Origin of the sequence: Oxalobacteraceae sp. CFBP 8761, assembly GCA_014841595.1 — a bacterium.
Taxonomy (GTDB): Bacteria; Pseudomonadota; Gammaproteobacteria; order Burkholderiales; family Burkholderiaceae_D; genus Telluria.
In genome coordinates, this window is sequence record JACYUE010000002.1 from 23485 (window position 1) to 37226 (window position 13742).

Annotated in this window: 11 protein-coding genes; 8 read left to right on the plus strand and 3 right to left on the minus strand. The window is 64.4% G+C overall.

The window, feature by feature from the left end; translation table 11 throughout:
- The first annotated feature begins 10 nt into the window (after positions 1 to 10).
- On the plus strand, positions 11 to 1981 hold the full coding sequence (locus tag IFU00_12525) for a PAS domain-containing protein (GenBank protein MBD8543101.1): 1971 nt from the start codon (positions 11 to 13) through the stop codon (positions 1979 to 1981).
- Positions 1982 to 2013: 32 nt separating this feature from the next.
- On the plus strand, positions 2014 to 2685 hold the full coding sequence (gene pyrE / locus IFU00_12530) for an orotate phosphoribosyltransferase (protein MBD8543102.1): 672 nt from the start codon (positions 2014 to 2016) through the stop codon (positions 2683 to 2685).
- A gap of 469 nt (positions 2686 to 3154) precedes the next feature.
- Here the strand turns inward: pyrE and gatB are convergent, their stop codons facing one another.
- The 3 genes from gatB to gatC are packed head-to-tail and all read right to left on the minus strand — an operon-like array spanning position 3155 to position 6472.
- Positions 3155 to 4615 (minus strand): Asp-tRNA(Asn)/Glu-tRNA(Gln) amidotransferase subunit GatB, encoded by a 1461-nt coding sequence (gatB, locus tag IFU00_12535; GenBank protein MBD8543103.1) that lies wholly within the window; start codon positions 4613 to 4615, stop codon positions 3155 to 3157.
- Between the two features lie 32 nt (positions 4616 to 4647).
- Positions 4648 to 6123, minus strand: coding sequence for an Asp-tRNA(Asn)/Glu-tRNA(Gln) amidotransferase subunit GatA (gatA, locus tag IFU00_12540; protein ID MBD8543104.1), 1476 nt, complete (start codon positions 6121 to 6123; stop codon positions 4648 to 4650).
- Between the two features lie 49 nt (positions 6124 to 6172).
- On the minus strand, positions 6173 to 6472 hold the full coding sequence (gene gatC, locus IFU00_12545) for an Asp-tRNA(Asn)/Glu-tRNA(Gln) amidotransferase subunit GatC (protein ID MBD8543105.1): 300 nt from the start codon (positions 6470 to 6472) through the stop codon (positions 6173 to 6175).
- Positions 6473 to 6789: 317 nt separating this feature from the next.
- Between gatC and IFU00_12550 the strand changes: the two genes are divergently transcribed.
- The 6 genes from IFU00_12550 to IFU00_12575 all read left to right on the plus strand — a co-directional run bounded on the left by IFU00_12550 (position 6790) and on the right by IFU00_12575 (position 13723).
- A complete protein-coding gene (locus tag IFU00_12550; protein MBD8543106.1) occupies positions 6790 to 7833 on the plus strand; it encodes a rod shape-determining protein in 1044 nt (347 codons plus the stop codon).
- 99 nt (positions 7834 to 7932) lie between these two features.
- Entirely contained in the window at positions 7933 to 9012 is a 1080-nt protein-coding gene (mreC, locus tag IFU00_12555; GenBank protein ID MBD8543107.1) for a rod shape-determining protein MreC, read from the plus strand.
- A gap of 6 nt (positions 9013 to 9018) precedes the next feature.
- Positions 9019 to 9537 carry a rod shape-determining protein MreD gene (mreD, locus tag IFU00_12560; protein MBD8543108.1) on the plus strand — a complete coding sequence of 173 codons (519 nt, stop codon included), beginning with the start codon at positions 9019 to 9021 and terminating at the stop codon, positions 9535 to 9537.
- A gap of 25 nt (positions 9538 to 9562) precedes the next feature.
- Positions 9563 to 11545 carry a penicillin-binding protein 2 gene (gene mrdA / locus IFU00_12565; protein ID MBD8543109.1) on the plus strand — a complete coding sequence of 661 codons (1983 nt, stop codon included), beginning with the start codon at positions 9563 to 9565 and terminating at the stop codon, positions 11543 to 11545.
- Between the two features lie 3 nt (positions 11546 to 11548).
- Positions 11549 to 12667, plus strand: coding sequence for a rod shape-determining protein RodA (rodA, locus tag IFU00_12570; protein ID MBD8543110.1), 1119 nt, complete (start codon positions 11549 to 11551; stop codon positions 12665 to 12667).
- Positions 12668 to 12685: 18 nt separating this feature from the next.
- Positions 12686 to 13723 (plus strand): septal ring lytic transglycosylase RlpA family protein, encoded by a 1038-nt coding sequence (locus IFU00_12575; protein MBD8543111.1) that lies wholly within the window; start codon positions 12686 to 12688, stop codon positions 13721 to 13723.
- Positions 13724 to 13742: the final 19 nt, after the last annotated feature.

Below are 13742 nucleotides of genomic sequence, written 5' to 3' on the forward strand. Positions count from 1 at the left end.
TCCCGATCCCATGAACACTGACAAACCGCTCCCTGCGGACGTCGTCGCTATTCCCGTGCGCGCGCACGATGACGCCACGGCCGCTGAACTCTACGATTTCGTGGAGAACGCCGTCGAAGGGCTGCACCGCGTCGGCCCCGACGGCACCATCCTGTGGGCGAATCGCGCCGAATTGCAGATGCTCGGCTACGGCTGGGAAGACTACGTCGGTCGGCATATCGCCGACTTCCACGAAGACCCGGCCACGATCGACTTCATCCTGCGCACGCTGCTGGCGGGCGAGGCGCTGTACGACCAGCCGGCGCGCCTGCGCTGCAAGGATGGCTCGATCAGGCACGTGCTGATCCACTCGAACGGGCATTTCGTCGACGGCCAGCTGCGCTACACGCGCTGCTTCACGCGCGATGCGTCCGAACGCCATGAGCGCGACCAGGCGCTGGCGCAGCGCGATGCCATGCTGATGGCCGCGCCGGTCGCGGCGGCACTGTTGATGGGGCCCGAGCTGCGCTTCCGGCTGGTGAACAACCGCTACCGCGACCTGATCGACACCAGCAGCATGCTGGGCCAGACCTTCGACGAAGCGTTCCCGCATCTGGGCGGTGCCGGCGTGGCCGACGCGGTCGCGCGCGTCTACGCCAGCGGCGTGTCATACCAGGCCGAGGAGCTGTCAGTCTCGCGCCTGGATGCTGATGGTCAACCGGTCGAGCGCTTCTTCAAGTTCAGCCTGGAGCCGCTGCTGGATCTGGACGGCCGGCCGGAAGGCGTGATCGTGGTGGCGGTCGACGTGACCGAGCACGTGCGCAACCGCCTGGCGATCGAGCATGCCGCCCGCGAGCGCGAGCAGCTGCTGGTCGACCTGGGCGCGGCCAGCCAGGCCAAGGATGAATTCCTGGCGATGCTGGGCCACGAGCTGCGCAATCCGCTCTCGCCGATCGTCACCGCGCTGCAACTGATGCGCATGCGGGGCGATGGCGCATACGGCCGCGAGGGCGAGATCATCCAGCGCCAGGTCGACCATCTGGTGCGGCTGGTGGACGACCTGCTCGACGTCTCGCGCGTCACGCGCGGCAAGATCGAACTGAAGGTCGAGCAGGTCGAGATGGCGCAGGTGACGGGCCGCGCGCTCGAGATGGCGAGCCTGCTGGTCGAGCAGCGCGGTCACCATCTCGAGGTCGATGTCGAAGCGGGCCTGGCGTGGGAAGGCGATCCGGCACGGCTGGTGCAGGTGGTGTCGAACCTCTTGACCAATGCCGCACGCTACACCGAACCGGGCGGCCGGATCTGGCTGCGCGCACGGCGCGACGACGCGGACATGGTCGAGATCAGCGTACGCGACACGGGCATCGGCCTGGCGCCGGACATGCGCGAGCAGGTGTTCGAGCTGTTCTTCCAGGGCAAACGCAGCATCGACCGCGCGGAGGGCGGGCTTGGGATCGGGCTGGCGCTGGTCAGGAACATCGTCGAACTGCATGGCGGCAGCGTCGAAGCGCGCAGCGCAGGGCGCGGCCTGGGCAGCGAGTTCGTGGTGCGCCTGCCGCTGCACGGCGTGACGGGGCTGGCCGTGCCGGTGGCGGTTGTGGCCGTTTCGGCCGGGCCGGCCATCGACAGCGCGCCGCAGCGGGTGCTGGTGGTGGACGACAATGCCGACGGCGCCAATACGCTGGCGCGCCTGCTGACGGCGCACGGGCACATGGTCGAGGTGTATCACGATCCGGTGGCGGCACTGGCGGCGATCGAGCGCTTCCGGCCCGACGTCGCGCTGCTCGACATCGGCCTGCCGGTGCTCGACGGCTACCAGCTCGCCGCGCGCATCCACGCGCTGCCGGCGGGACGCCTGTGCCGGCTGGTCGCGCTGACCGGGTACGGCCAGGCCACGGACCGTGCGCGCAGCCAGGCCAGCGGCTTCGCGGCGCACATGGTCAAGCCGATCAGCGGGGCCGAAGCACTACGGGTCGTCGCCGGCAGGGCCGTGAGCGATTAAAATAGCCGCTTTCGACATCCAGGGAGAAGTACATGACTGATCTGCGCCAGCAATTCATCGGGTTTTCGGTCGAGGCCGAAGTATTGAAGTTCGGCCAATTCACGACCAAGGCCGGGCGCCTGTCGCCCTACTTCTTCAACGCCGGCCTGTTCCACGACGGCGCCACGCTGGGCAAGCTGGCTCAGTTCTACGCGCAGACGCTGCTCGACTCGGGCGTCGAATTCGACATGCTGTTCGGCCCGGCCTACAAGGGCATCACGCTGGCCTCCGCCACGGCAGTGGCCCTGGCCGCGAAAGGCCGCGACACGTCGTACGCGTACAACCGCAAGGAAGCGAAAGACCACGGCGAAGGCGGCACGATCGTCGGCGCCAAGCTGCAGGGCAAGGTCGTGATCATCGACGACGTGATCAGCGCCGGCACCTCGGTGCGCGAATCGGTCGCCATGATCCGCGCCGCCGGCGCCGAGCCAGCCGCCGTGTTGATCGCACTGGATCGCATGGAGCGCTCGGGCACGGATGACGCGCTCTCCGAACTGTCGGCAGTCCAGGAAGTCTCGCGCGAATTCAACATCCCGGTGATCTCGATCGCCAACCTGGCCGACCTCTTCACCTACCTCGACACCCACACCGCCGACCCCCGCCTGTCGCAACACAAAGACGCCGTCTCCGCCTACCGCACCCGCTACGGCATCCAAAAGCAATAGCCCAACAATGAGGGTCAGAGTAGATTTGTTGGGCAATTACCCAAAGTTGTCAAACAATTCGACTCTGACCCTAATTTAGATTGGTGGAAACTCTTGCAAATTAATTAGGGTCAGAGTCGACTTATTGGGCAATTTTCTAGAGTTGTCAAACAATTCGACTCTGACCCTCATTGTTTATGTGCTTATAGGAATCGATTTATTTTCCGCTTGGAATATCGCTTGTCAGTTTAATGATTTGACCAGGAATCGAATCAGCTTTCCTGCTTTGTGGACAGTTTGGGCCATCCAAACAAATAGGGTCAGAGTCGAATTGTTGGGCAATTGCTCGCGGTCGCCCGATAAGTGGGGACAGAGTCCCTAGGCTGGGCAATTGCTGTGGGTAAAAATGAATCAGGGTCAGCGTCGCATTGCTGGCAATTGTGGGCAATTGCTCAATAATTCGACTCTGACCCTAATTGAGGGGGAAGGGTTAGCTGGTCAGCTTTTTCTTCAGTAGTTCGGTCACTTGCGCTGGGTTGGCTTTGCCTTTGGAGGCTTTCATGGCCTGGCCGATCAGGGCGTTGATCGCTGCTTCTTTGCCGGCGCGGTATTGTTCGACGGATTTGGCGTTGGCGGCCAGGACTTCGTCGACAATGGCTTCCAGTGCGCCCGTGTCGGAGATCTGTTTCAGGCCTTTCTGGTCGATGACGGTGTCGGCCAGCGCTTCGTCGTCCGATTTCGCATCCCACATTGCTGCGAAGACTTCTTTTGCGGCCTTGTTCGAGATCGTGCCGTCGGCGATGCGCTTGAGCAGCAGCGCCAGTTGCGCGGCGCTCACTGGCGAAGCCTGCAGCTCGACGCCTTCGCGGTTCAGCGTCGACGACACGTCGCCCATCATCCAGTTGGCAGCCGACTTCGCGTTTTCTTTCCCGGCGTTCGCCACCACCGCTTCGTAGTACGTCGCCATCGTCTGCGACGACGTCAGGACCAGGCTGTCGTATTCGGGCAGGCCGTACTCACCCGTGAAGCGTGCGCGCATGGCGCCTGGCAGTTCCGGCATCTCCGCTTTCACGCGCTCGATCCAGTCCTGGCCGATTGCCAGCGGCGGCAGGTCGGGGTCGGGGAAGTAGCGGTAATCCTGCGCGTCTTCTTTCGTGCGCATCGAGCGCGTTTCTTTGCGGTCCGGGTCCCACAGGCGCGTGGCCTGGATGACCTTGCCGCCGTCTTCGATCAGTTCGATCTGGCGCCGCACTTCGTAGTGGATCGCTTCTTCCATGAAGCGGAACGAGTTCAAGTTCTTGATTTCGCAGCGCGTGCCGAATTCCTGCTGGCCGACCGGGCGCACCGAGACGTTGACGTCGCAGCGGAACGAGCCCTCTTGCATATTGCCGTCGCAAACACCCAGCCACATCACCAGCGAGTGCATCGCCTTGGCATACGCCACCGCTTCGGCAGCGCTGCGCATTTCAGGCTCGGACACGATTTCCAGCAGCGGCGTGCCGGCGCGATTCAGGTCGATCCCGCTCATGCCCGCATAGTCTTCGTGCAGCGACTTGCCCGCGTCTTCCTCGAGGTGGGCGCGGGTCAGGTTGACCGTCTTCATTTCGAGCTTGCCGTCTTTTTCGTAGGCGAAGGTCAGCGTGCCACCCTGGACCACCGGATCGGCGAACTGGCTGATCTGGTAACCCTTCGGCAGGTCAGGATAAAAGTAGTTCTTGCGCGCGAAGACCGACTCCGGCGCGATGGTGCCGCCGACCGCCAGGCCGAAACGGATCGCGCGTTCGACCGCGCCGCGGTTCAGCACCGGCAGCACGCCTGGCAGCGCCAGGTCGACCGGGCTGGCCTGCGTGTTCGGCTCGGCGCCGAAACGGATCGCGCTGCCGCTGAAGATTTTCGATTGGGTCGTGAGCTGCACGTGGTTCTCAAGACCGATGACGACTTCCCATTGCATAGTGTTCTCTCTTTGTTCTGTGTCGGCGCGAATCAAACGCCGTCCGGCGTGCGCGTATGCCAATCGGTCGCGAGCTGGTACTGGTGCGCGATGTTGAGCAGCTTGGCTTCGGCGAAGTAGTTGCCGATGATTTGCAGGCCGACCGGCCGCTTGCCGTTCTTCTCGCCGGCGCCGAAGCCGCACGGGATCGACATGCCGGGCAGGCCCGCCAGGCTGGTCGAGAGCGTGTAGATGTCGGCCAGGTAGTTCGCCACCGGGTCGTTCGACTTGGCGCCCAGGTCCCACGCCACGGTCGGCGCGACCGGGCCCATGATCACGTCGCACTTGTCGGCGAACGCAGCCTGGAAGTCGTCGGCAATCAGGCGCCGGATCTTCTGCGCCTGCACGTAATAGGCGTCGTAGTAGCCGTGGCACAGTACATAGGTGCCCACCAGGATGCGGCGCTTGACCTCGGTGCCGAAACCTTCGGCGCGGGTTTTGCGGTACATGTCCTGCAAATCCTTGTACTCGCTGGCGCGGTGGCCATAACGTACACCGTCAAAGCGCGACAGGTTCGACGAGGCTTCGGCCGGCGCGATGATGTAATAGGTCGGGATCGACAGCGCGGTCTTCGGCAGCGAGATGTCCACCAGCGTCGCGCCCAGTTTCACGAACTGTTCGAGCGCCGCGCGCACGGCAGCTTCGACGTCGCCCGCCAGGCCTTCGCCGAAATACTCGGCCGGCACGCCGATGCGCAGCCCGGTCAACGGGTGATCCAGCGCGCGCGCGTAGTCTTCCGCGACGTTGCCCTGGTCGACCGTCAGGCTGGTCGAATCGCGCTCGTCGAAGCCGATCATTTCGTTCAGCAGCAGCGCGCAATCCTCGGCGCTCTGGGCGATCGGACCGCCCTGGTCGAGCGACGAGGCAAACGCGATCATGCCGAAGCGCGATACGCGCCCGTACGTTGGCTTGATGCCGGTGACGCCGCAGAACGCGGCCGGCTGGCGGATCGAGCCGCCGGTGTCGGTGGCGGTGGCCGCCGGCGCCAGGCGCGCAGCGATCGCCGCCGCCGAGCCGCCCGACGAGCCGCCCGGCACCGCTGTCGTGTCCCATGGATTCTTCACTGCGCCGTAGGCCGAGTTTTCATTGGCCGAGCCCATCGCGAATTCGTCGAGGTTGACCTTGCCCAGCGTGACCATGCCGGCATTGCGGAAGCGCTCGACCACGGTCGCATCGAACGGGCTGACGTAGCCCTCGAGCATCTTCGAGCCGGCCGTCGTGCGCCAGTCGCGCGTGACGAAGATGTCCTTGTGCGCGATCGGCACGCCGGTCAGCGGGCCGGCCGTGCCGGCGGCGAAGCGCACGTCGGCCTCGGCGGCCTGGGCCAGCGAGCGCGCGTGGTCCACGTGCAGGAAGGCGTTATGCTCGCTGGCGTCGATGCGGCCGAGGTAGTGGCGCGTCAGTTCGGTGCTCGAGATCTGCTTCGAGTGCAGGAGCGCGGACAGCTCCTTGAGGGTCTTGTTATGCATGTGCGTGTCGATTCTAAAAGCGGATTCGTGAGCGATTCAAAAGCCGGGATTACTCGATGACTTTCGGCACCAGATACAGGCCGTCCTGCGCTTTCGGGGCCGGCGCCTGGTAATCGTCGCGGTGGTTCTGTTCGGTCACCACGTCGTCGCGCAAGCGCAGCGGCAGGGCGAGGATCGCCGACAGCGGCTGGGCCAGTGGCGCCACGCCGGTGGTGTCGACCGCCTGCATCTGCTCGGCCAGCGCGAAAATGCCGTTCAGCTCGGTCAGGGCGATTTCGGCATCGGCCTCGCTCATCTCGAGCTGGGCCAGGTTGGCAATGCGTTTTACGTCAGATAGGGTCAGGGACATGGCAAGGTGGCGCGGCCCAAGGCTACGCAGAATGTGATTAGGCGAATAAAGAATGTTGGCAAGTTGTCAGCGAACAGCATTTTAAAGTTGATAAAACCCTTCAAATATCGCGCAAACCGCTTGCAATTCGGTGGGGAAATCCACCTGTATTGGGCATGTAAACGACAAATTATAAGGTAGAATGGCGGGCTAATGCGTTGTCGTGCCGAAAGCTATGGCTCCCGCGCAATGAAAGTCCGCGGTGCCCTCGGTTGGCAGGTGCGGCACAGAATCCCCGATCAATGTTTAGGCGCACATTGATGCGCATCAGGACACCCATGTTTGGTTTTTTACGCAGCTATTTCTCGAACGACCTCGCCATTGACCTCGGTACCGCCAATACGCTGATTTACGTGCGTGGCCTGGGTATCGTGCTGGACGAGCCGTCGGTCGTCGCGATCCGCCAGCAGGGCGGGCCAAATGGCAAGAAGACGATCCAGGCGGTCGGCAAGGAAGCCAAGCAGATGCTGGGCAAGGTGCCGGGCAATATCGAGGCGATCCGCCCGATGAAGGATGGCGTGATCGCCGACTTCACCGTCACCGAACAGATGCTCAAGCAGTTCATCCGCATGGTGCACGAGTCCAAATTCTTCCGCCCGTCGCCACGCATCATCATCTGCGTGCCGTGCGGTTCGACCCAGGTCGAGCGCCGCGCAATCCGTGAATCGGCGCTTGGCGCCGGCGCCTCGCAGGTGTACCTGATCGAAGAGCCGATGGCTGCGGCCATCGGCGCTGGCCTGCCAGTGTCGGAAGCGACCGGCTCGATGGTGGTCGACATCGGCGGCGGCACCACCGAAGTGGGCATCATCTCGCTGGGCGGCATGGTCTACAAGGGCTCCGTGCGCGTGGGCGGTGACAAGTTCGACGAAGCCATCGTCAACTACATCCGCCGTAACTACGGCATGCTGATCGGCGAACAGACCGCCGAAGCGATCAAGAAGGCGATCGGCTCGGCGTTCCCGGGTTCGGAAGTCAAGGAGATGGAAGTCAAGGGCCGCAACCTGTCCGAAGGCATCCCGCGCTCGTTTACCATTTCGAGCAACGAGATCCTCGAAGCGCTGACCGACCCGCTGAACCAGATTGTCTCGGCCGTCAAGAACGCGCTGGAACAGGCCCCGCCCGAACTGGGCGCCGACATCGCCGAAAAGGGCATGATGCTCACCGGCGGCGGCGCGCTGCTGCGCGACCTGGATCGCCTGCTGATGGAAGAAACCGGCCTGCCGGTGCTGGTGGCCGAAGACCCGCTGACCTGCGTGGTGCGCGGCTCGGGCATGGCGCTGGAACGGATGGACAAACTCGGTTCCATCTTCTCGTACGAATAAGCCGCACGTGGTCTTCCAGGACGGGCAGGGCGTGCGGTCACAAGCTGCGCGCATCTGCCCGTCTTGATATGAACTCCCGCGTTACCACCACCAGAGCTCATGGAATATAGTCCTCCGCCGCTGTTCAAACAAGGCGCGCCCGCGCGTGTCAAGGTGACGGTGTTCGCGCTGATCGCGATCGTTCTGCTGGTGGTCGATGCCCGTATGGGGCTTCTTGCCGGCGTGCGTACGGTCGCCGCCACCGTGCTGTATCCGATGCAGATGGCCGCCATGCTGCCACGCGATGCAGTGGGCAATATGGGCGTTTATTTCTCGTCGGTCTCCACGCTGCAAAAACAGGTCCAGGCGCTGAAGAACCAGGAGCTGGCCCAGTCCCGCCTGCTGCAGCAGGCGCAGTTCCAGATGGCCGAGAACATCCACCTGCGGCGCCTGATGGACGGCAAGCAGCAACTGCCCGTGCAATCGCAGATGGCCGAAATCCTGTACGACGCGCGCGATCCGTCGACGCGCCGCATCGTCATCAACCGCGGCTCGCGCGACGACGTCACGCCCGGCCTGCCGGTGATCGACCATGCCGGCGTGGTGGGGCAGGTCACGCGCGTGTTCCCGTTCACGTCCGAAGTGACGCTCCTGACCGACAAGGACCAGGCCATTCCCGTGCAGGTGCTGCGCAGCGGTTTGCGCAGCATCGTGTACGGCCGCGGTCATTCCGGCCAGCTCGACCTGCGCTTCGTGGCCCAGGATGCCGACATCCAGGTTGGCGACGTGCTGGTCACGTCGGGCCTGGACGGCATGTATCCGGCCGGCCTGGCCGTGGCGCGCGTGACGCAGGTTGAAAAAGCGACCGGTTCGTTCGGCCGCGTGGTCGGCCTGCCGCTGGCCGGCATCGACCGCAATCGCCAGGTGCTCGTGATCATGTCGAACCACGCCTTGCCAGCGCGTCCGCCGCAGGAAACGCCGCCAACCGGCAACCGCCGCAAGTTGCCGGCAATGGCGCCGGTGCCGACGCCGCCGTTGCCCGCGTCGCCATTGCCGGCGGCTGGTGCGCCAACCGCGGTGCAGTCGCCGGTTGCGCCGGCGGCGCCGGTCACCCCGGGCGCCGCGCCAGGTACTGCACCGGTGCCGGCCGCATCGACGCCGGCCGCGCCTAGGCCGGCCGCACCGACCCCAACCCGATAAGCCACCATGCCAGGTAACCGCCCGCATTACATCCTGCTGCCCGTCAGCCCGCTGTTCATCACGTTCAGCCTGGTGTGCGCCTTCATGCTCAACCTGATGCCGTGGGGCCGCTGGCTCGGCGCGCCCGACTTCGTCGCACTGGTGCTGGTCTTCTGGGGCATCCACCAGCCGCGCAAGGTCGGCATCGGCGTCGCCTTTTGCATGGGCCTCCTGATGGACGTGCACGATGCGAGCCTCCTGGGCGAGAACGCACTGGCCTATACGCTGCTGTCGTACTTCGCCATCATGATCCACCGCCGGGTGCTGTGGTTCCCGACGCTTACCCAGGCCATGCACGTGTTCCCGCTGCTCCTGATGGCGCAGGCGATCCAGCTGATCGTGCATTTCATCGTCTCCGGGCGCTTTCCGGGCCTGCTGCAGTTCATCGAGAGCGTGGTGGCGGTGATCCTGTGGCCCGTGATCACCTGGCTGCTGCTGGCGCCCCAGCGCCGCGCGGTCGACCGCGACCACACCCGTCCGATCTGACCGACCTGAATCGACCAATAAGCGCATGACCGAATTCAAAGACAGCGATCGCGAGATCCACCAGTTCCGGATGCGCCTGACGGTGCTGATCGGCCTGGTCTTCATTTGCTTTGGCCTGCTCGTCGCGCGTGTCGTGTGGCTGCAGGTGCTGCACCACGACCAGTACGCCGCCCAAGCCGAGGACAACCGCATCGCGCTGGTGCCGATCGTGCCCAACCGCGGCCTGATCGTCGACCGCAACGGCGTGGTCCTGGCGCGCAATTATTCGGCCTACACCCTCGAACTGACACCGTCCAAGCTGCAGGCGAACATGGAGTCGGTGATCGACGAACTGGCCAAGCTGGTGCAGATCGAGCCGCGCGACCGGCGCCGCTTCAAGCGTTTGCTGGAAGAGTCGCGCAGCTTCGCCAGCGTTCCGCTGCGCACGCGCCTGACCGATGACGAAGTGGCGCGCTTCACGGCCCAGCGCTTCCGCTTTCCCGGCGTCGAAGTGCAGGCGCGCCTGTTTCGCCAGTATCCGATGGGCGAGGTGGCCTCGCACGTGATCGGCTATATCGGCCGCATCAACCAGAAGGAAGCCGACGCGCTGGAAGAGAGCGACGATGCTGCCAATTACAACGGCACCGACCACATGGGCAAGGAAGGTGTGGAGAAGCGCTACGAGCGCCAGCTGCACGGCCAGACCGGCTACGAGCAGGTCGAGCGCTCCGCTGGCGGGCGCGCCATCCGCACGCTGCGCCGCACGGCGCCAACGCCAGGCAGTAACCTGATCCTGTCGATCGACATCGAACTGCAAAAGATCGCCGAAGAAGCGTTTGGTGACCAGCGCGGCGCCCTGGTGGCGATCGAACCGGCCACCGGCGACGTGCTGGCCTATGTGTCGCGCCCCGGCTTCGATCCGAACCTGTTCGTCGACGGCATCGATACCCAGAGCTGGAACGAACTCAATACTTCGCTCGACAAACCACTGATGAACCGGCCGCTGTCGGGCACCTATCCGCCCGGGTCGACCTTCAAGCCGTTCATGTCGCTGGCAGCGCTCGAGCTGGGGTTCCGCCGGCCGCAGGATGCGATCCGCGACCCCGGTTTCTTCATGCTGGGCGGGCACCGCTTCAACGATGACAAGCCGGGCGGCCATGGCATCGTCAATATGTACCACTCGATCGCCCACTCGTGCGACACCTATTACTATCAGCTGTCCAACGAGATGGGCATCGATAACATCTCGAAGTTCATGCGCGAATTCGGCTTTGGCCAGCCGACCGGGATCGACCTCGATTACGAAAAGACGGGCGTGCTGCCCTCGAAGGAGTGGAAGGCCGAGCGTTTCAAGCGCAGTCCTGCAGCCCAGAAGTGGGTCGGCGGCGACACCATTTCGGTGTCGATCGGCCAGGGCTTCAACAACTACACGATGCTGCAACTGGCGCATGCGACCGCGATCCTGGCCAACAATGGCGTGGTGATGAAGCCGCACCTGGTCAAGATGATCGAGGATGGCGCCACGCGCGAGCGCACGCTGACCGTGCCGAAGGAAACCCGGCGCCTGGCCATGAAGCCCGAGCACATCGCCTTCATCAAGGATGCGATGGCGGGCGTGATTCGCGAAGGCACCGGCCAGAAAGCCTTTGCCGGCGCCCTGTACACGGCCGGCGGCAAGACCGGCACCGCCCAGGTGATCGGCCTGCGCGGCAAGAAATACAATGCCAACGCGATCGATGAACGCCACCGCGACAATGCGCTGTTTACCGTGTTTGCGCCGGCCGAGCAGCCGCGCATCGCGCTGGCGATGGTCGTCGAAAATGCCGGCTTTGGCGGCGCCGTGGCCGCGCCGATCGCGCGCAAGGTGCTCGATTACGCCATCCTGGGCAAGCGCCCGGCGCCGCCGGCCGAACCAAAAAAGGCCGAGCGCCCCGTCACCGTCAAGAAGACCGCGCCAGCGCCAGCACCAGCGCCCGTGACCGCACCGCTCCAGACGGCCAGCGTGTCCGCCGTCACCCGAACCGAGTAAACCATGGCCCATATCCCAGAACGGCGTTCGCTGCGGCGGCGCCTGCGCCCCTATTTCACGGTATTCGACTTGCCGCTGACGCTGATCCTGGCGGTCCTGGTCACGATCAGCATGGTCACCATGTCGTCGGCCGGCGCTGACTTCCCGGACCGGGTCGAGCACCAGATCCGTAACTTCCTGCTGTCGTTTGCCGTGATGTGGATCGCCGCGAACATCGCGCCGCAAACGCTGATGCGTCTGGCCGTGCCGATCTATACCATCGGCGTGGCGCTGCTGCTTGCAGTGGCCATGTTTGGCCTGATCAAGAAGGGCGCGCGGCGCTGGCTGCACATCGGCGTGATCGACATCCAGCCGTCCGAGATCATGAAGATCGGCGTGCCCCTGATGCTGGCCTGGTATTTCCAGACCCGGGCGCAGGTCGCGAGCTGGAAGAATTACCTGGTCGCCGGGGCGCTCCTGATGATCCCGGTGGCGTTCATCATGAAGCAGCCTGACCTGGGCACGTCGCTGCTGGTGGCATCGTCGGGCCTGTACGTGATCTTCCTGGCCGGCCTGTCGTGGAAGGCCATCGCCGCCGTGTCGGTACTGGGGCTGGCCGGCCTGCCGGTGGGCTGGTCGATGATGCACGACTACCAGCGCGAGCGGGTGATGACGCTGATCGATCCCACTTCCGACCCGCTGGGCAAGGGCTTCCACATCATCCAGTCGATCATTGCGATCGGCTCCGGTGGTGTGAGCGGCAAGGGCTATATGAAGGGCACGCAGGGTTACCTGGAATTCGTGCCCGAGCGGACCACCGACTTCGTGTTCTCGGTATATTCGGAAGAATTCGGCCTGATCGGCAACCTGTTCCTGCTGTTCGTGTACCTGCTCCTGATCGGGCGCGGCCTGATGATCGCGGCCAATGCAGCCAATACCTTCGGGCGCCTGCTGGCCGGGTCGATCTCGATGATTTTCTTTACCTATGCCTTTGTCAACATGGGCATGGTGGCGGGCATCCTGCCCGTGGTCGGGGTGCCGCTGCCCTTCATGAGCTATGGCGGCACTGCCTTTATCACACTCGGCCTTGGCGCCGGCATATTGATGAGTATTCAAAGACACCGTAAACTGGTGAAGACTTAACTAGCAGGAGGACTGCCAATGGGCGTTCGCAAAAACATCCCGGCGGTCGTAGCGGTTGCCTTTCTTGTCACGGCGTGCAGCAGTACCGGTGAACACAAGCGCTTGTCGCCATTCCCGTGGCCGCACAAGCCCACCGCCAAGCACGGCCCCGCGCCCAAGTTGCCGCCCGCCAATTCAGGGCGGGGCGGCTACTACAAGGACGACGGCCCGGGCGAGAATCCGCCCGACGGCCTGCTCGAGACGCCCGACGCGGTCGTCGTGGCCGAACCGTTCAACAAGTTCACCAGCCGTCCCTACACGGTGCTGGGCAAGACCTACACGCCACTGGGCAACGATGAACGGTTGACCCAGCGCGGCATCAGCACCTGGTATGGCAAGAAATTCCATGGCCAGCGCACGGCCTCCGGTGAGCTCTACGACATGTACAAGATGACGGGGGCGCACCCGACGCTGCCGATTCCGTCGTACGTGCGCGTGACCAGCCTGGAAAGCGGCCAGTCGGTGGTCGTGCGCATCAACGATCGCGGCCCGTTCCATTCCACGCGCATCATCGACGTGTCGTACACGGCCGCGCTGAAACTGGGCCTGCTCGGCAACGGCAGCCACGAGGTCGAGATCGAGCGCCTGTTCCCGGGCGATCCGATCGTCAATCCCGCGCAGATTGCCGCCGCGCGGCGTGAAGCGACATCGCAGGCGCAATCGGCGCCGCCCGAGATCGCTGCGCTGATGCTCGAAGACCGGGTGCAGTCCGACAGCGGCGCCGTCGTGCGCCTGGTGGAGCCGGCAACACCGGCAACACCGGCGGCGCCGGCGGCGCGCGCCGCTACTGGCGAGTATTACATCCAGCTTGGCGCGTATGGCCGCAGTGGTACCGCCGAAGCGATCAGCGGCCAGATCACCCGCGCCGGCGTGGACGTGGGCAGACTCGAAGTGGTGAAGGTGGGGGCATTCAATCGCCTGTACGGCGGGCCGTATCCGACGCGTGCCGAGGCGGTCGAGGCGATGGACGCACTACCGGCTTCGTTGGGGTTGAAGCCGATCGTCGTGCGGCGCTGACGTCTCGCCGCCTCTTTAC